Consider the following 17078-nt stretch of genomic DNA (forward strand, 5'->3'; position numbering starts at 1 on the left):
CCCGGCCGACGTGGGAGGGCTCAGGAGGCGTCGGGGAGCGCGCGCTCGAGGATCGCGGCCGTGTCGACCCCGACGTCGAGCGTCCCGAAGGCCAGCCCGCCCTGCCCGCCGAGGCGCGACGAGCAGAAGGCGTCGGCCACGGCCGGCGTGGAGTGCCGCACGAGCAGCGAGCCCTGGAGTGCCAGTGCCATCTGCTCCACGAGCCGACGCGCACGGAACTCGATGCTCGAGAGGTCGGCCGTTGCCGCGGTGAGGTCGGCGCCCAGTCGGTCGGCCGCGGCATCGAGGTGGCGGTTCGCACCCTTCCCGAGCCCGATCTCGTGCATGAGCACGTCGGCCACGACCGGCTCCCGTCCGAGCGCGCGCAGGACGTCGAGCGCGTTCACGTTGCCCGAGCCCTCCCAGATGGAGTTGAGCGGGGCCTCGCGGTAGAGCCGCGGCATGCCCGACTCCTCGACGTACCCGTTGCCTCCGAGGCACTCCATGGCCTCGGCGGTGAAGGCCGGGCCACGCTTGGTGATCCAGTACTTGCCGAGGGCGGTGCCGATGCGCCGGAACGCCTGCTCCTGCTCGTCGCCCCGGAGCGCCCGGTCGGTGGCACCCGCCAGCCGCATGGTCAGCGACGTCGCAGCCTCGGACTCGACGGCGAGGTCGGCCAGGACGTTGCGCATGAGGGGCTGGTCGACGAGCAGCGCGCCGAAGGCGGAGCGGTGCGACACGTGGTGCCCGGCCTCCACCAGCGCCTTGCGCATGAGGGTGCTGGTGCCGGCCGCGCAGTCCAGACGGGTGCAGCCGACCATGTCGATGATGGTGCGGACACCACGCCCCTCGTCGCCCACGAGCCAGGCGACCGTGCCGTCGAACTCCGGCTCCGACGACGCGTTGGACCGGTTGCCCAGCTTGTCCTTGAGGCGGACGATGTGGAACGGGTTGCGCGTGCCGTCGGGCAGGATCCGCGGCACCAGGAAGCAGGACAGGCCGCCGGGCGACTGCGCGAGCACGAGGAAGACGTCGCACATCGGGGCCGACGTGAACCACTTGGCGCCGTGCAGCGTGAAGACACCCGGCTCGCCGGTGGGTCGGGCGACCGTGGAGTTGGTGCGCACGTCGGACCCGCCCTGGCGCTCCGTCATGCCCATGCCGGCGAGCAGGCCGCGCTTCGTCGAGGGGGTCCGCAGCCCCGGGTCGTAGATGCGCGACGTGAGCAGCGGCTCGTACACGGCGGCGAGCTCGGGCTGGTGGCGCAGCGCCGGCACGACCGCGTACGTCATGGTCACGGGGCAGCCGTGCCCCGCCTCCGTGTGACCCCACACGAGCCCCCTCGCGGTGCGGGCCGCGTGGGCGCCGGGCCGGTCGTCGACCCAGGCCGCGCCGCCCATCCCCTCGGCGATCGAGGTGCGCATGAGGTGGTGCCAGGCCGGGTGGAACTCGACCTCGTCCACGCGGTTCCCGTAGCGGTCGACGGTGCGCAGCTCCGGGTCGAACCGGTTGGCGTCCTCGGCCCACTGCTGGGCCTCGACCCCGCCCGCCAGCTGCCCGACGCGCCGGACGTCGGCCTCGTTCCAGCCGGCTCCCTCGCGGTGCAGGGTCTCCAGGAGTGCCACGTCGGCGGAGGCGTCGTAGGGCGCGAGGGGCGGGGCCTGGTTGGCGTCCTGCACACCGGTCGGAGCAGTAGCGTGGCCGTCGGCGGCGGGGTACGGCGTGGTGGTCATGCACCAAGCATTGCATCATCGCTACAGTTGTCAAGAAAGTGCAATGTCCAGTCGCTCGACCGAGGGGGGAGACCGATGGAGGTCCGCCCCCTCAGCGCGCGGTCGATCGTGCTCAGCCTGCTGCTCGCCGTACACCCTCCCGAGCTGACGGCCGCCCAGCTCGTCGCCCTCGGCGAGGTCTTCGACGTCCCCGAGTCCACGGTGCGGGCGGCACTCACCCGGCTGGTGGCGGCCGGCGACCTCGAGCGCACCGACGGGGTGCACAGGATCGGCGAACGGCTCCGGGCGCGCCAACGGTTCCAGGACGCCGCGCTCGACCCGCCCTACCGCTCGTGGGACGGCACCTGGGAGACCGTCGTCGTGGTGGCCACGGGCCGCGCGGCCAGCGACCGGGTGGCGTTCCGCCTGGAGATGGAGCAGCTGCGGCTGGCGGAGCTGCGCGAGGGCGTGTGGACGCGGCCGGCGAACCTGGACCGCCCCCTGCCCGACTGGTCGGCGGACCTGGCCGTGGTCGCGACGTCGAACCCGTCCGACGTCCGCGCGCTCGTCGGCCGGCTGTGGGACCTCGACTCCTGGACGCGCACCGGCGATGCACTGCTCGCGGCGCTCGCAGAGGACCTCTCGCCCGCCGACCGGCTCGCCGTCGCTGCCGCGCTGGTTCGGCACCTGCGGACTGACCCCGCCCTGCCCCCGTCGCTGCGACCGAAGACCTGGAACGGTCCGGCCCTGGCGACCGCCTACGCCGCCTACCAGGCGGAGCTGGCAGCGGTGCTGGCCCCGGTCAGCGAGCCTCCCGCCACGCGTCAGGGCAGCGGAACCCGCAGGAACCGCGGCCGGTAGAGGAACGGGTCCTCGGCCACGACCGCGGGATCGGTGTCGTTCTGGCTGTAGGAGACGACCACGCTGCCCTCCTCGGGCAGCAGGTCCGGGTGCGCCAACGGCATGTAGCGCAGCCGCCCCTTCGACGACGACGGGATCGACGCCAGCGGCGGCCCCGCCGTGAAGGGACCGGTCGGCGAGGGCGCGGACCAGATCACGAGGTCGGTGCCCAGGAACTCGTCGCGCTTGCTCACGGCGTACCACCGGCCGGCGCGCTCGAACACGCTCAACGTCTGCGACACCCCACCCTGCGCAGGAACCAGCACCGCGGCGTCCTCGGCCCTGCGGCTCCACGACTCGCCGTCCCAGTAGCGCCACCGACCGACGTCGAGGATGTCGTCGGGACGCACCCTCGCCACGCGGAGGTCGAAGCCGAACACCAGCCGCTCGCCCGGGTTCGCGGTGCCGTAGAGGTAGACCCAGCCGTCGTGGACCGTCGCGGCGGCACCCCACGTGGGCCGCTCGGTTCCGGACCGGTCCGCGCCGACGTCGCGGACCGACAGCAGCTGCGGCGTGCGGCCGCGCGGCACGATGAACAGGGCGATCGCGGGGCCGAGGTTGTCGAACGCGAGCTCACCGTCCGGGGCGGAGGCGCCCTGGACCCGTTGGGCGCTCACGCCGACCAGGTCGTAGCCGGTGCGCTCGACCTTCGCGATCGACATCGGCCAGTAGCCCACGCCGTCGGCGCGGTCCGGGATCAGCGCGCCCTTGTCAGGCGGCAGCACCACCTCGGCGCACTCGTCGTCGAAGACCAGCATGGAGTTGCGCACGAAGCGTTGTCCGACGAAGTCGGCCGACCGGAGGGTGTCGCCGAAGACCCAGAGCCGTCGGCCGTCCTGCAGCGTGACGTCCGCGCCGACGTCGGCGCCCTCGAACTCCCCGCGTCCCCGCACCTTCGTGACCAGGTCGTTGAGGTCCGCGACCGAGCGGATCGGCTCGATCGGCAGGCACCGGGTCTGCTCGGCCGCGCCCACGCGCGGCGGTTCCTCGACGTCGGGGGCGGCGAGCGAGGCGAGGGCCAGCATGGCCACCAGGGCGGGAACCGTGACGGCGAGGACCCGTACGCGCCACGGGGCACGCGGCAGGACCATGCCGTCACGATCTCACGTCGGTAGGGTCCAGCCATGTCCGGACGACGCTGGGTGCCGCTCGTCCTCGTCGTGGTGACCCAGGTGGTCGGCCTGGTCCTCGTCTCGACGCTCGTGGTCGGCGACGCCCCCCACGAGGCGCCGGTGACGATCGTCGCGCCGGCCGTCGTGGGGCAGGCCCTCGCCGACCGCGCCGACGCCGCGGGCACCCTCGACGCGTCCACCACGCAGGACCGTCGCGAGGGCGTGGACCGACTGGAGTCGGGTGCAGCCACGGCCGTGGTGGTCGTGGACCTGGCGACCGAGCGCGACCTCGTGCTGGTCCCTGGGTCGCAGGATCCTCAGCTGACCGCTGCCGTGGTGGCGCACGTGCGAGCCCTCTCCGCGTCCCTGGGTCGAACCCTCGACGTCGAGGAGGTGCCACCGAGGGCCTCCGTGCTCGATCGACGCGTGGTCGACCTCGCCCCGCTGGCGGCGGTGGCGGCGGGGATGCTCGGCGTCGCGGCCCTCGCCTGGTGGCGCGGACCGCAGGCGCGCACCGCGCAGGACGGGGTCCGTCGGGCCGCGGCCTCGGTGGTGCTCAGCGCCGTGGTCGGGCTCGCGCTCGCCATCGCCGCGGCCACGGCCACGTCCAGCCCTTGGCTCGGATGGTGGCTGGTGCTGGGTGCCACGACGCTGGCAGCCTGCGCAGTGACGCAGGCCCTGCTCAGCGTGCTCGACGTCTGGGGCCTGGCCCTCGCGGTCGCCGTGCTGCTCCTGACCGCGCTGCCCGCACTGGCCGGTACCGACCCGTGGCAGCAACCCGTCGCCTGGCGCTCGGTGACGTCGTGGCTGCCGCACGCGGCCGGCCTCGACGCTGCCCGCGCCGTGGCCTTCCGCCAGGGATCGGGGGTCGCGACGTCGCTCGGCGTGCTCGTCGCCTGGGTGGCGGCCTCATTCGCCACGTCGGCCCTGGCGCGGCGGGAGCGTCGGCGGGACGAGGAGTCGTCCGGGTCCGACGACCGCGGGGACGGCCGCGTCGAGCACCGCCGGACCCGGTAGCCGCACCGTCACACCGATGCGACCAGCTGCCGGAGGGCGGTGACCACGGCCCCGGCCGCGAGCACCCCGGTGACCCCGGCCCGCACCCGCTCCGTCACGGAGTCGGCCAGCACCTCGACGGCGGCGTCGGCGCGGTCGCGCACGTCCTGGGACGGCGGACCGTCCTCGTCCTTCTCCTCACGCAGCATCACGGCGACCGCCTCCATGGCCTCGGCCGCGGGCTGCCGCAGACGCGGACCGAGCGCGACGTCCTCGCGGTCGGCGTGCTCGGTCATCGCCAGCAGGCCGGCGAGGTCGTCGACCACCAGCGAGAGGCGCTCGAGCGCCCGTGCGTGCTCGACCTGGCGGTCGGCCCACTCCTGCCACCGGCGGGCGCGCCAGTTCACCCGACGCACCTGCGTGGCCTGGGTGACGAGCCGTCCCATGGCCTGCGCGCGCGGACGGATGTCGTGGTGCCGGGCGAGCCACTGCTCGCGGTCCAGCGGCGGGTCGCTGCGCAGTGCGTCGGCGAGGTCGTCGAGCTGCGCGGCGAGCGCCTCGCGGGCGACGATGATCTGACGGTCCCCCGGCGCCAGCGGCATCGGCGGAAGGGCTGCGTTCACCGCGACCCCGACGGCCGCGCCCAGCCCGGTGAGCAGCACGTAGCCGATGAGGTAGTCGACCAGGCCGCTGCTGCCGATGATGAGGACGAACAGGGCTGCGATCGGCACCCAGTCGCCCATCTCGCCGAAGCGCCACCACCCTGCCGCGAGCGTGCCGAGGAGCACCACGACGGCCAGGCCCGGCACCGTCGGCACCACGGCGGCAGCCACGACGGCGAGCGCGGCCCCGAGCAGGATGGCCATCACCCCCTGCACGGACGCCTTGACGGAGTCGGCCACCGTCGCGGAGACGGCGATGACCGCGCCCAGCGGGGCGTAGTACGGGTACTCGTCGGCAGCACCGCCGAGGGGCTGGACCGCGAGCCACGCCAGCACGGCGGCCACCGCCGCCTTGGCCGCTCTCGGTACGCGGGGGTGGCGCGCGACGCCGTCGCGGACCTGCGCGGCCAGTCGGCTTCGTCCAGCGGGAGAGCTGCTCATGTCACGGACGTTCCCCGCCGTCGGCCCGCGATGCGTCCGGGGTCACGGTCGACGTGCTGACCACCAGACGCGACCCGGGCGATCGCACGATCGAGGCTTGCTAGGTTCTCCTCGTGGCTCGCCTTCGTGGTGTCGGTGCGTGTTCACCACCGATGAGGACGCGGCGCTGCACGTCGACTGACGCGACGTCTCCGGCTTCCCATGACGGTGTTCGTCGATGACGGTCCTGACCGCTCGGCGATGGCGCGTCGCGAGCCTGGCGTCGGCGAGCCTGGTCCTCGCCCTGGCCGGCGGCAGCTCGCCGGACATGGCGACCAGACCGGGCACCGTCATCGACCTGCTGCAGGAGGACTGGCGGCACGTGCCCGGGATCGTCGAGGACACCGACGGTCTCCAGGTGACGGCGACGGGGAGGAGCATCGTCGAGCAGGACGGCGGGAGGAGGCAGGCGAACCCGCCGGTCGACCTGGGAACGCATCTGGCGACCGCGGACGACTTCACGCTCGGGGTGTCGTTCGCGGAGGTGACCGCCGATGCCACCCTGTCGCTCTACGACAGCCCACCGGTGATCGCCGACGAGTTCCGGATCGAGCCCGCGGGACTTCACCTCACGCTCCGCGGCGACGACCTGCGGATCGCACTCTTCGACGGCTCCCCCCAGCAGGACGTGGCCGACCCTCAGCCTGTGCGGGACGTGCGCGCCACGGTTCCCGACCCCGAGGCGGAGCTCTCCGTGCACCGTTACGGCGACCGGCTCGACATCGCGAGCGGTGGGGACACGGTGTCCTCCCTGCCCCTCGGCGACGTCTTCGACTCTGGCGCGCTGTGGTTGGGCCTGTCGAGCGAGAAGGGGTCCTTCGCGGTCCGTTCGCTCACGGCCGCGGCGCCGGGTGGCGCCTCCCTGAGCACCGCAGCTCCCGTGGCGGCCGACGCGAGCGTGGCTCCCGACGGGCTGCAGGCTCGTGCCGCCCGTTCTCGTCCGGACTTCCTGATCGGCGCGGCCGTGGCACTGGGTCCGCTCGCCTCGGACGAGGACTACGCGAGCAGCTTCGTGGGCAACTTCGGCGCCCTCACCCCGGAGAACGCGATGAAGCCGCAGGCGCTCTCCCCGCGGCAGGGGGAGTACCGCTTCGAGGAGGCCGATGCCCTCCTCGACCTCGCGGAGAGCAAGGGAATCGCCGTGCACGGCCACACGATCGCCTTCACCGAGGCGATGCCCCGGTGGATGCGGGAGCTCCCCACCGGCTCCGAGGAGGAGCGCCAGGCCAGTGCCGAGGTCCTGCTCGACTACGTGACCACCGTCGTCACGCACTTCAAGGGTCGGCTCGAGTCGCTCGACGTCGTCAACGAACCGTTCGACGTCGACCAGGGAACCTTCCTGCAGGAGAACGTCTGGCACCGTGTCTTCGGGCCGACCTACCCGGTGGTCGTCTCGCAGGCGGTTCACGACGCCGACCCGGACGTCAGGCAGTTCATCAACGAGAACGGCGCCGACGTGCCGGGTCCCCGCCAGGACGCCCTCCTCCAGCTGGCTCTCGACACGAACGCTCGGGGTGGACACATCGACGGCGTGGGCCTCCAGGCTCACGTCTACGACCTCGACACCGATGCGATCTCGGCCGATGACCTCGCCACGACGTTCGACAGCTTCGACGATGCCGGGCTGGACGTCCGGATCTCCGAGAACGACGTCACGGACAGCGAGGGGCAGGACGCCCAGGCGGAGCAGTACGCCACGGTCCTCGCCTCCTGCCTCCGATCGGACGCCTGCGTCTCCTACACGACATGGGGGGTGGACGATCGGTACGACTGGTACCTCGACGACGACGGCGTGCAGCAGGGCCACGACCTCCTGTTCGACGACGGAGAGCCGACGCCCGCGTACGACGCGGTCATGAGCGTCCTCGCCGACTGACCGTCGAGCAGTGCGGGCTGTCTCGGCGGGGGGACCGCACGGCGCCGGCCGTCTACAGCGCGAGAGTCGACCCGGTCTGCTCCAGCGCCAGTGCGATCGCCCGCCGCTGGAGGTCGAGGTCGAGCGCGTGGTCGCTGAGCCTGGCGTCGCCGATCGGGCCGCGGGTCTCCTTGAGCCGCTGCGGACCGCGGTAGGCGCCCGAGGGCGCCGTCGTGGCGGCGTCGAGGATCGCCGTCGCCCCCTGCGCCGACGACTGCAGGAAGACCGGTCCGGCCAGGCGGGCGGCGATGCGCACGGCGGCCCGCGCCCCCATGCCGTCGCGACTGGAGAACAGCCGCGTCGAGGAGACGCCCGGGTGGCACACCACCGACGCGAGCGGCGCCCCGGCCTCCGCGGCGAGGCGGTGCAGCTCGCGGCCGAGGAACACGTTGCCCAGCTTGCTGTTGCCGTACGCGCGCCGCGCGTCGTAGGACGCGGGATGGCCGGCCTCGAGGATGGAGCCGTCTCCTGCGTGGTGCGCCAGTGACGCGACCGTGACCACGCGTGCCCGCTCGGACTCCAGCAGCACGGGGAGCAGTCCGGCCGTGAGCGCGACGTGGCCCAGGTGGTTCGTGCCGTACTGCAGCTCGAAGCCGTCCTGGGTCGACCGCCGCGTCGGCGGGGCCATGACCCCGGCGTTGTTCACCAGGAGGTCGAGCGGCCCGCCCCATCGGTCGACGAGCGCACGCACGGAGTCCAGCGACGCCAGGTCGAGATGCTCCACGAGGGCACCGCGGCCGATCTCGTCCGCCGCTGCCTGCCCCGCTGCCACGTCGCGGCACGCCAGGACCACCTGAGCACCGGCGCCGGCCAGCTGCCGGGCGGCGTGGAACCCGATGCCGCTGTTGGCGCCGGTGACGAGCACCGTCGCACCGTCGACGACGCTCAGGTCCTGGTGGTGTCGCGCCATGCTCGACTCCTCGGGTCCGGCTCCTCCGGGCGGACGAGCCGGACCCATCGTGCCACCGTCGCCCTTCAGCCCTCGACGGCCGACGTCCGTCGCGCTGACGATCGTTCCGCCGCCCGCGTGCCCGGCGTCGGGAACCAGCGCCACACCACGAACGACTGACCCAGCGTCCACACCTGGCTGAAGACCCAGTAGACGAGGAGCCCCACCGGCACGAAGGCGCCCGCCGCCAGCAGCCCGACGGAGGACAGCGTGGGCATCAGGCGCGTGGCCTGCTGCACCGCCTCCGGCATGCCGTCCGTCGTCGTGTTGGGCATGGCGAAGAAGTGCTGCGTCGCGAACGACACGGCCGCGGCCACGACGGCGAGGGTCAGCACCACGGCGAGGTGCGGGCCGTCCTGTCCGAGCACGCCGCTGTCGGCCAGGCCGGCGCCGAACAGCTGGGCGCGGTCGAACAGCGCCACCTGGTCGGCGTCCATCGACCCGACGGCCGAGCCGGCGGCAACGTCGGAGATCAAGTGGTACAGCGCGAACCAGACGGGCAGCTGCACCAGCACGGGCAGGCACCCGAGCCTCGAGACCCCGCGCTCGGCTGACAGGGCGCGCCTCTCCTCCATCATGGCGCGCACGCTGTCGGGGTCGGTGCGTCCCTTGTAGCGCTGGGCGATCTCCTGCAGGTGGGGCCTGGCGACCGCCATGCGCCGCGCGTTGCGCACCTGGTGGACCGTGAGCGGCAGCAGCAGACCACGCACCACCACCACGATCGCGGCGATGCTGAGGCACCAGCCGACGGCACCACCGGGGTCGGCCCCGAGGTTCTCGGCAAGGGCGTGGGCGGTGGACATGAGGGTGGACAGGACGTGCTTCAACGGGTCGAGCATGGACATCTCCTGGTCTGAGGATCGGATCGGGCGCGTCGCCCGAAGGCGACCTCAGACCAGACCGGGAGCGCGCGGACGCACCGGCTGACGCACCGGGTCCGCGATGCGCGACGAGAGCACGGGCACCAGGGCCGCGACCTCGCCGCGGACCACCCCGACTCCGCCTGCGCGGTGAGCCACGACCACGCGCGAGCTCGCGGCGACGAGCAGGGCCGCAGCGATCGCGACCGCGACGCCCACCGTGGTGGTGGACTCGCCGGTCGCCGTGAGGCAGAGGACGAACGCGAACAGCCCGGCCACCCGGCTCAGCATCGCGGTCTCTCGCATGCCGTCAGCATAGTGCCCGGCGCACGGCGCCCGCCCGGTCTAGATCTCCTCGCCCCACCGCCCGAGCGCCTCGATCGCGTCGCGCAGGGCGAGTCCGCGCTCGGTCAGCTGGTAGGCCCGGGTGTTGTGCTTGAGGGGCAGGCGCGTCAGGACGCCGGCCGCCTCCAGCTCGCGCAGACGTGTCGCGAGGATGTTCGTCGGCGCCTGGAGGTCGCGCTGCAGGTCGCCATAGCGGCGGGGTCCGTCGAGCAGGGCCTCCACGACCAGCAGGGCCCACCGGGACCCGACGACGCCGAGCGCCGCGGCGAGGTCGCTCACGCCTCGGGATCGGCGTCCGGCTTCATCCAGAACGGCGAGTAGTGGTAGCCGTCGAGGTCGTCGAACTGGCGCTGGTACATGAACGGGTAGTCGTCGATGTCCCCGATCCGGCCCCCCGCACCGGCGGCACGCTCCACGAGCGCGTCGACCTCCTCGCGGCTGCCGAGGTCGAACGAGACGGTGACCTTCGAGGGGGTGTCGGCGCCACCGACCAGCTCCTCGACGCCGCCGACGGCCGCGTACATCTCGCGGCTGCCGAGCATCACGTACTGCGCGGACCCGATCTCGAAGCACGACACGTTGTGGTCGGACATCTCCTGGTTGAGGGTCCAGCCGAGGGCGGCGTAGAAGGCCGTCGCACGCTCGACGCTCTCGACCGGGCACGTGATGAAGAGGCTCATGCCGTTTGATACTTGCAAAATGCAAGTGCGCCGTCAAGGCCTCCCCCAGCTCGAGGGCCGAGTCGCGGCGGTCGCCGCACGAGACCACCATCGTGACGGTCACCGACAGGGACCCCCACGGGCCGAGGATGACTCGTACGCTGGTCCGATGACCACCGACGGCCGTCCCGCCGACCCCCGGGAGGAGCTCCGCGCCCAGATCCGCGAGTTCCTCTCGACGCGACGTGCCCGCATCACCCCCGCGCAGGCGGGCCTGCCCGCCTTCGGGGGCGAGCGTCGCCGCGTGGCCGGCCTGCGTCGCGAGGAGGTCGCCGTGCTGGCCGGCGTCTCGCCGCAGTACTACATCCGCTTCGAGCGCGGCGACGCCACCGGCGTCTCCGACAGCATCATAGACGGCGTGGCCCACGCGCTGCAGCTCGATGCAGCCGAGCGCGCCCACCTGCTCGACCTGCTGCGCGCGGCGAGTGCACCCCGGCGCGCGGCCGCACGCCGGAAACCCTCCGGCCCCGTGCAGGTGCGCCCCGCGATCCAACGCCTCCTGGACTCCATGAGCGACTCGCCCGCGATGGTGATGAACGGTCGCCTTGACGTCCTCGCCGCCAATGCCGCCGGACGGGCACTGTTCTCGCCCGTGTACGACTACGACGGCGAGATCCCCAACACCGCGCTGTACGTGTTCCTCGGGCCCGACGCCCGTCGCTACTTCCGCGACTGGGAGAAGGTCGCGAGCGACACCGTCTCGATCCTGCGCGCGGAGGCGGGCCGCGACCCGCACGACCGTGACGTCTCGGACCTGGTGGGGCGATTGTCGACCTGCAGCGACGAGTTCCGCGTCCGGTGGGCCGCACACGACGTGATGATCCATTCCCACGGCGTGAAGCGGTTCCACCACCCGATCGTCGGCGACCTCGACCTGCCCTTCGAGACGCTCCCCCTCGGCGACTCCGTGACGTCCGTGGTGGCCTACACCGCCGAGCCCGGCTCGCCGTCGCACGACGCCGTGGCACTCCTCTCCAGCTGGACCGCGGACGAGACCGACAAGGTCACTCGGCGGTCCTGAGACGAGCACCGCCGTCCGCGCACGAGGGAGTCACCGGCGGTGACCCTCACGAGCGGGACTGCCGCGCTGCGGATGACGGTGGTGTCGTGGTCACTGCGGCCGATCGGTCGGCCTGACCTCCCAGAAGGACCAGCACCATGACCTCTGTCCTCGGCATCATCGGCACCGGCGCGATCGGCGGAACTCTCGCCCGCCTCGCCATCGCTGCCGGCATCGACGTCGTCCTCGCCAACTCCCGCGGTCCCGAGACACTCACCGAGCTCGTGGAGCAGCTCGGTCCAGGAGCCCGGGCGGCGACCGTCGCCGATGTCGCTCACGACGCCGATGTCGTGGTCGCGGCGATCCCGCTGAATGCCCATACGGACCTGCCCACTGACGCGCTCGCCGGCAAGGTTGTCCTCGACACCACCAACTACTACCCCCAGCGCGACGGCCGGATCGAGGCGCTCGCCGACGGCTCCTCGACCGCGAGCGAGCTCGTGCAGTCCCACCTCGCGCACTCCCACGTGGTCAAGGCGTTCAACAACATCACCTTCGCGAGCCTGGGCAACGGCGCGCGCCCGTCCGGCGACGAGGACCGCGTGACCCTCCCCATCGCCGGTGAGGACGCAGCGGCCAAGGCGCGTGCCGCCGAGCTGCTCGACACGCTCGGCTACGACGCCCTCGACATCGGCGGCCTGGCCGACAGCTGGCGCACCGAGCCCGGCACCCCCGCCTACTGCGACCCCTACATGCCCGCCTGGCCCACCGAGAGGCTCACCCTCGACGAGCTCGTCGCCTGGCTCCTCGCAGCCCCGGTGATCCCGCAGTCCGCCGAGCAGGTCGACGCATTGGTGGCGAGCGCCGTACGCGGCCCCGCTGGCGGCTTCTTCCCCGACGTCGCCTGATCCCCCTCTCTCACGACACGAACACCAACACGAAGGACATCCCATGACCGACCAGCAGACTTGGCTCATCACCGGCGCCGGACGCGGCCTCGGCACCGACATCGCCCGCGCGGCCCTCGCTGCAGGACACGCCGTCGTCGCCACGGCACGCCGCGCCGAGAGCATCACCGAGGCACTCGGCGAGCACGACCACCTCCTTGCCGTCGCCCTCGACGTCACCGACCCGCAGGCCTCCGAACGAGCCGTCGCCGCCGCGGTCGAGCGCTTCGGCAGCCTCGACGTGCTCGTCAACAACGCCGGCAGCTTCCAGGCCGGCTTCTTCGAGGAGATGGCCCCCGAGGCGTTCCGTCTGCAGCTTGAGACCACGCTGTTCGGGCCGACCCACACCATCCGCGCCGCTCTGCCACAGATGCGCGCCCAGCGATCGGGGCTGATCGTGACCGTGTCGTCGACCGCGGCGATCGTCGTCAACGGCGTCTTCCAGACCGCCTACGCCGCGTCGAAGTTCGGGATCGAAGGGTTCATGGAGGCTCTGGCGTCGGAGGTCGCGCCCTTTGGGATCCGCACCCAGACCGTGGTCCCCGGGTTCTTCCGCACCGAGCTGCTCAGCCCGCAGTCGACCCAGTACGCCGAGCCCTCGATCGAGGACTACGCCGACACCACGCGTGCCACGGTCGAGGCGTGGAAGGGCATGGACGGCCAGCAGGGCGGCGACCCGGCCAAGCTCGGCCGGGCCATCGTCGACCTGGCGGCCCTCGAGGAGCCCCCCATGCGCTTCATCGCCGGAGCTGACGCCGTGGCCGCCACCGAGGCCAAGGCACAGACCCTCCTCGACCAGGCCGACGCCCACCGCAAGCTGTCGGCGTCGCTGGGTCACGACGGCTAGCCCTCCATTCCGCACCACGCTGGGCATGAGCCCGCACCACCTCCCAGGACGAAGGAACCATGAAGCACCTCTCCCTCAACGGCCTCGACGTCTCGCGCATCGGTCTCGGTGCCATGACCATGGCCGGCACGTACACCTCAGAGGGCGGCCTCGACGACGCCGAGTCGATCCGCACCATCCGCCGGGCGCTCGACCTCGGGGTCACCCACGTCGACACCGCCGAGATCTACGGCCCGTACCTCAGCGAGGAGATCGTCGGCCGGGCGGTCAAGGGCCGCCGCGACGACGTCAGGATCGCCACCAAGTTCGGCCTGGTCTCCCACGCAGGCGACGGCCCGGGCGTCATCGACAGCAGCCCGGCCAACGTCCGCAACGCCGTCGAGGGCTCCCTGCGACGCCTCGGCACCGACCACATCGACCTCTACTACCAGCACCGGGTCGACCCCGGCACCCCGATCGAGGAGACCGCCGGCGCCGTCGCCGAGCTCGTCGCCGAGGGCAAGGTGCTGCACTTCGGGCTCTCCGAGGCGTCACCGGACACCATCCGTCGCGCCCACGCCGTGCACCCCGTCTCGGCACTGCAGACCGAGTACTCGCTGTGGACGCGGGACGTGGAGGCAGAGATCCTGCCGCTCCTGCGCGAGCTCGGCATCGGCTTCGTGCCGTACTCGCCGCTCGGACACGGCCTGCTGACCGGGCAGATCACCTCGGTCGACGACTTCGCGGACGACGACTGGCGCAAGACCAACCCGCGGTTCGTCGGGGAGAACTTCCGGCGCAACCTCCGTCTCGTCGAGGAGGTCAAGGCCATCGGCGCCGAGGTCGGTGCCACGCCGGCCCAGACCGCTCTCGCCTGGATCCTCACCCGCGGCGACGACATCGCCCCGATCCCCGGGACCCGACGCGTCGCCCGCGTGGAGGAGAACACGGCGGCCGACCGGGTACAGCTCGCCGCCGACCAGATCCACCGGCTCGAGTCGCTCGAGGCACCGTCCGGAGCCCGGCACGACGACGCGAACATGGCGTCGATCGACCAATGAGCTCGTCTCGGTGAGGTCACGGCGAACCCCCGGACGGACGGGAGATCCAGTCCCAACCGGGGGTTCGTCGTCGGCAGTGGCGGTGGGAGCCGTCGCTCCTCCCACATCCCCAGCACCCGGGGACGACGAAGGCCCCGAGCACAGAACGCTCGGGGCCTTCGTCATCGGCGGGGTACTTACACAACTCCAAAACGCGCTAACCACGGGCCAGAATTCTGGATCGCCGAGAGTTGTCACACATTTTTTGCCGTTTGACCACACATTTCGCGTTCAATCTGGAATGCCAGACCCGACACCTTCGCGGGTGCGTGTCGCCGAGGTTGTCCTTGCGCGCCGCCAACCGAGCGTGGTGGGCGACGAAGTGTGGTCTGCCTGAGGGTGGAGCCACGCCGCCAGCCCTACGCTGCGCGACCCTCTAACGCACCACGCGCAGTTGTGGCCGAGGGTCGTCGACCGCGCCAAGAAGTTGCCGGACGCGTCGGGGCTTCCAACGAAGCTCAGCGGCGAGGGTCCCGGCGGTGACGCCTCGCGCTTCGGCGAGCTCGAACGCCGCACGCAGCATTGAAGGAACCTCGCCGTCGTACTCCCGGATAGGGCGTGCGGTCTGAGGGACCTGCGCCAATCGGATGTACCCGCGACGAGCCGTGCTTTCGGAGTAGATGCCTAGCTCCTTGCCCCTGAAGATGAGGCTCGTGACGGAGACTCCCCACCGTTCGCTGAGGTTGTACAGAGTCGGGAAGTGGAGACGGCCGGGCAGTTCTTCACGCAGCTTGACGGCCGGCGTCAGAAATTCAGCCGCGAAGGCATCGGCCTGACGCTCGAGCCAGGTCTCGCCAGAGGGAACCCCGTGGTGCAGAACTAGGTGTCCGAGTTCGTGCGCCGCGCTGAACCGGTGACGAAGAATGTCGTCGGCCCGATCAGCGGTGAGCACGACCACAGGACGAGGGAACTTCAGTGTCGAGTAGGCGTCGATACGCGCCACCCCGGCGGGTGTCTGCGGCGCAAGGCAGCAGATGACGCCCCGCGACTCCAGCTGCGCCACGAGGTGCCCGACGGGCTCGCTACCGAGCTCCCACGAGGCGCGCGTTGCGCGGGCCGCGGCCTCCGGTGTGTAGGTGATGTCCGCGGGACTGTGAGGGTTGGGCAGATCGATCTGCGGGAACCGCACATGAGTCTCGAGCGCGTGCGAGAGCTCCCATACCTGTTCAGCAAACGACGTGGCTGCGTTGCGCTGCTTGGCCGTGGTCGCGCGCAGGCTCTCGAAGTAGGTGTCGCTCGTGTCCAGAGCCTGGAGGGGGCGCCCCGGCTCGAAGAACTCGACGGGTACATCGAGTGCATCGGCCAGCCGGATCAGAGTGTCCGGGCGCGGGGTCGAGATGCCGGCCTCGTACTGCCCGATGGCGGCGGCCGAGACCCCACTAGCCTCAGCCACCTCCTTCTTGTTCAGCAGGGCGACTTCCCGGGCCTGCCGGAGGCGCCCGGGCTCGAAGAAGATGCTGTTCGACATCGCTCCTACTACTTCTGCTCGGAAACTTCTCCGCCGAGCGCGGGCTCCTCCTGGAGTTCGAGGCGCGGCATCGGACGAGGGGCCGTGTCGAACGTATCGCCCTTGACGGATGCGACGGTTGGGAAGGGGATGGGGGTGTCGAGTAGCGACAGCTTCTGACTGTCGGTGAAGTCGATGAACCCATCGGCGTCGAACGTTGCGATGCCTACCTGGACAGCCCTCAAGCCGGTGCTCGGGCCACACTGGAACGCCGCTACAACAAGCACGGACGCGATGGCCTCCACCGATGCCCGTTCCCTCTCCAGCTCCTCCAGCGCAGCCACGACCACCTCGCCTGCGGCATCGCTGTTGTCCTGATCAGCGTCGAAGAGAGACTGCTGCTCGACTCCAGGCTTGTTGACGCTGGCAAGACGAGCCCGCAGATCCGAGACGCTGGCACGCATTCGGCCGTCGCGTGTACCGCCCTCGATGACCTTCACCGGCAGGATGGCATAGCCGTCCTTGATGAGGATGGAGTACGGCGCTCCGGGCACTGGCACCACGTGCGCACCCTCCAGCTCCGACCCGACGCGATCGACGATTTCCTCAGCAAGCGCGAGCCAACAGGTACCTCCGTAGGCATGGTTCGTCTTCAGCTGGGACGCGACTTTCGCTTCCAAGGAGCGGTTGTGCGCCTCAACACCCGCCGCCACGAATGCGCGCTCGATCTTCGCCGCGTCTCCACCGAAGGCCGTCTCGAGAAAGGATCCCGTGCTGTTCATCTGCAGTCCGTTCGTCGTCTTCGCCACCTGACCTACGACTGTACATCACAACTTCAGTTTTTGGTCCACTTTCGTCACTTTGAGGATGTTCGACATAGCGCGACCTCCTCAAAACCCTAACCTTCGACTTCCCAGCATCCAAAGGATCGCCACGGCACCTTCGCTCCCTACCCAACCGAACGGTCCACGCGACGCGCCTGCCGCGCCTGACCTCCTCGAACACATCTCCAGGCGGTCGCCCATCTGCCTGGAGAAGATGACCTAGGTCTCGATGATGACCTGGCCGTCTTCACGACGGCGGTGTCGCGGAAACGTTTTAGCGCCGAACTTGGCCTCAACCATTCCCG

Annotated in this window: 17 protein-coding genes; 7 read left to right on the plus strand and 10 right to left on the minus strand. The window is 71.3% G+C overall.

Annotation, left to right across the window (positions count from 1 at the left end):
• Window positions 1–20 precede the first annotated feature (20 nt).
• Entirely contained in the window at window positions 21–1712 is a 1692-nt protein-coding gene (locus NBW76_RS00495; protein ID WP_082480864.1) for an acyl-CoA dehydrogenase family protein, read from the minus strand.
• 75 nt (window positions 1713–1787) lie between these two features.
• On the opposite strand from NBW76_RS00495, the gene NBW76_RS00500 reads away from it, so the two are divergent.
• Window positions 1788–2552 carry a hypothetical protein gene (locus NBW76_RS00500; protein WP_055961242.1) on the plus strand — a complete coding sequence of 255 codons (765 nt, stop codon included), beginning with the start codon at window positions 1788–1790 and terminating at the stop codon, window positions 2550–2552.
• Here the strand turns inward: NBW76_RS00500 and NBW76_RS00505 are convergent.
• Window positions 2516–3682, minus strand: coding sequence for a DUF4185 domain-containing protein (locus NBW76_RS00505; protein WP_056551929.1), 1167 nt, complete (start codon window positions 3680–3682; stop codon window positions 2516–2518). The genes NBW76_RS00500 and NBW76_RS00505 overlap by 37 nt on opposite strands.
• Window positions 3683–3715: 33 nt before the next feature.
• On the opposite strand from NBW76_RS00505, the gene NBW76_RS00510 reads away from it, so the two are divergent.
• Complete coding sequence (locus NBW76_RS00510) at window positions 3716–4720, plus strand: hypothetical protein (protein ID WP_056551931.1); 1005 nt, start codon at window positions 3716–3718, stop codon at window positions 4718–4720.
• A gap of 8 nt (window positions 4721–4728) precedes the next feature.
• Here NBW76_RS00510 and NBW76_RS00515 read toward each other — a convergent pair whose 3' ends face one another.
• Window positions 4729–5802 (minus strand): hypothetical protein, encoded by a 1074-nt coding sequence (locus NBW76_RS00515; RefSeq protein ID WP_156364622.1) that lies wholly within the window; start codon window positions 5800–5802, stop codon window positions 4729–4731.
• Window positions 5803–6019: 217 nt separating this feature from the next.
• Here NBW76_RS00515 and NBW76_RS00520 point away from each other — a divergent pair, with 217 nt between their 5' ends.
• Window positions 6020–7717: an endo-1,4-beta-xylanase gene (locus NBW76_RS00520; RefSeq protein WP_056551933.1), complete on the plus strand. Its 1698-nt coding sequence runs from the start codon at window positions 6020–6022 to the stop codon at window positions 7715–7717.
• A gap of 52 nt (window positions 7718–7769) precedes the next feature.
• Here the strand turns inward: NBW76_RS00520 and NBW76_RS00525 are convergent, their stop codons facing one another.
• The 5 genes from NBW76_RS00525 to NBW76_RS00545 form a co-directional block, all read right to left on the minus strand.
• The gene (locus tag NBW76_RS00525; RefSeq protein ID WP_162237317.1) at window positions 7770–8666 is read right to left on the minus strand and encodes an SDR family NAD(P)-dependent oxidoreductase; all 897 of its coding nucleotides are present in this window, start codon (window positions 8664–8666) and stop codon (window positions 7770–7772) included.
• Window positions 8667–8731: 65 nt separating this feature from the next.
• Complete coding sequence (yidC, locus tag NBW76_RS00530; protein WP_056551939.1) at window positions 8732–9544, minus strand: membrane protein insertase YidC; 813 nt, start codon at window positions 9542–9544, stop codon at window positions 8732–8734.
• A gap of 51 nt (window positions 9545–9595) precedes the next feature.
• Window positions 9596–9871, minus strand: coding sequence for a hypothetical protein (locus NBW76_RS00535; protein WP_056551942.1), 276 nt, complete (start codon window positions 9869–9871; stop codon window positions 9596–9598).
• 39 nt (window positions 9872–9910) lie between these two features.
• Window positions 9911–10189 (minus strand): helix-turn-helix domain-containing protein, encoded by a 279-nt coding sequence (locus tag NBW76_RS00540; RefSeq protein ID WP_056551945.1) that lies wholly within the window; start codon window positions 10187–10189, stop codon window positions 9911–9913.
• A complete protein-coding gene (locus NBW76_RS00545) occupies window positions 10186–10590 on the minus strand; it encodes a VOC family protein (protein WP_056551949.1) in 405 nt (134 codons plus the stop codon). The genes NBW76_RS00540 and NBW76_RS00545 overlap by 4 nt, the downstream gene beginning before the upstream one ends.
• A gap of 148 nt (window positions 10591–10738) precedes the next feature.
• Between NBW76_RS00545 and NBW76_RS00550 the strand changes: the two genes are divergently transcribed.
• From NBW76_RS00550 to NBW76_RS00565, 4 genes are all read left to right on the plus strand, one after another.
• A complete protein-coding gene (locus NBW76_RS00550) occupies window positions 10739–11650 on the plus strand; it encodes a helix-turn-helix transcriptional regulator (protein ID WP_055961274.1) in 912 nt (303 codons plus the stop codon).
• 137 nt (window positions 11651–11787) lie between these two features.
• On the plus strand, window positions 11788–12537 hold the full coding sequence (locus tag NBW76_RS00555; protein ID WP_055961277.1) for an NADPH-dependent F420 reductase: 750 nt from the start codon (window positions 11788–11790) through the stop codon (window positions 12535–12537).
• 43 nt (window positions 12538–12580) lie between these two features.
• Window positions 12581–13423 (plus strand): SDR family oxidoreductase, encoded by an 843-nt coding sequence (locus tag NBW76_RS00560; RefSeq protein WP_055961280.1) that lies wholly within the window; start codon window positions 12581–12583, stop codon window positions 13421–13423.
• Between the two features lie 59 nt (window positions 13424–13482).
• Complete coding sequence (locus tag NBW76_RS00565; RefSeq protein WP_056551953.1) at window positions 13483–14463, plus strand: aldo/keto reductase; 981 nt, start codon at window positions 13483–13485, stop codon at window positions 14461–14463.
• A 415-nt stretch (window positions 14464–14878) separates the two neighbouring features.
• Here the strand turns inward: NBW76_RS00565 and NBW76_RS00570 are convergent, their stop codons facing one another.
• Both NBW76_RS00570 and NBW76_RS00575 read right to left on the minus strand, forming a co-directional pair.
• On the minus strand, window positions 14879–15970 hold the full coding sequence (locus tag NBW76_RS00570) for an ImmA/IrrE family metallo-endopeptidase (protein WP_055961286.1): 1092 nt from the start codon (window positions 15968–15970) through the stop codon (window positions 14879–14881).
• An 8-nt stretch (window positions 15971–15978) separates the two neighbouring features.
• Window positions 15979–16758 carry a hypothetical protein gene (locus NBW76_RS00575; protein WP_156364624.1) on the minus strand — a complete coding sequence of 260 codons (780 nt, stop codon included), beginning with the start codon at window positions 16756–16758 and terminating at the stop codon, window positions 15979–15981.
• Window positions 16759–17078 lie beyond the last annotated feature (320 nt).

The organism is Aeromicrobium sp. Leaf245, from assembly GCF_942548115.1.
GTDB lineage: Bacteria > Actinomycetota > Actinomycetes > Propionibacteriales > Nocardioidaceae > Aeromicrobium.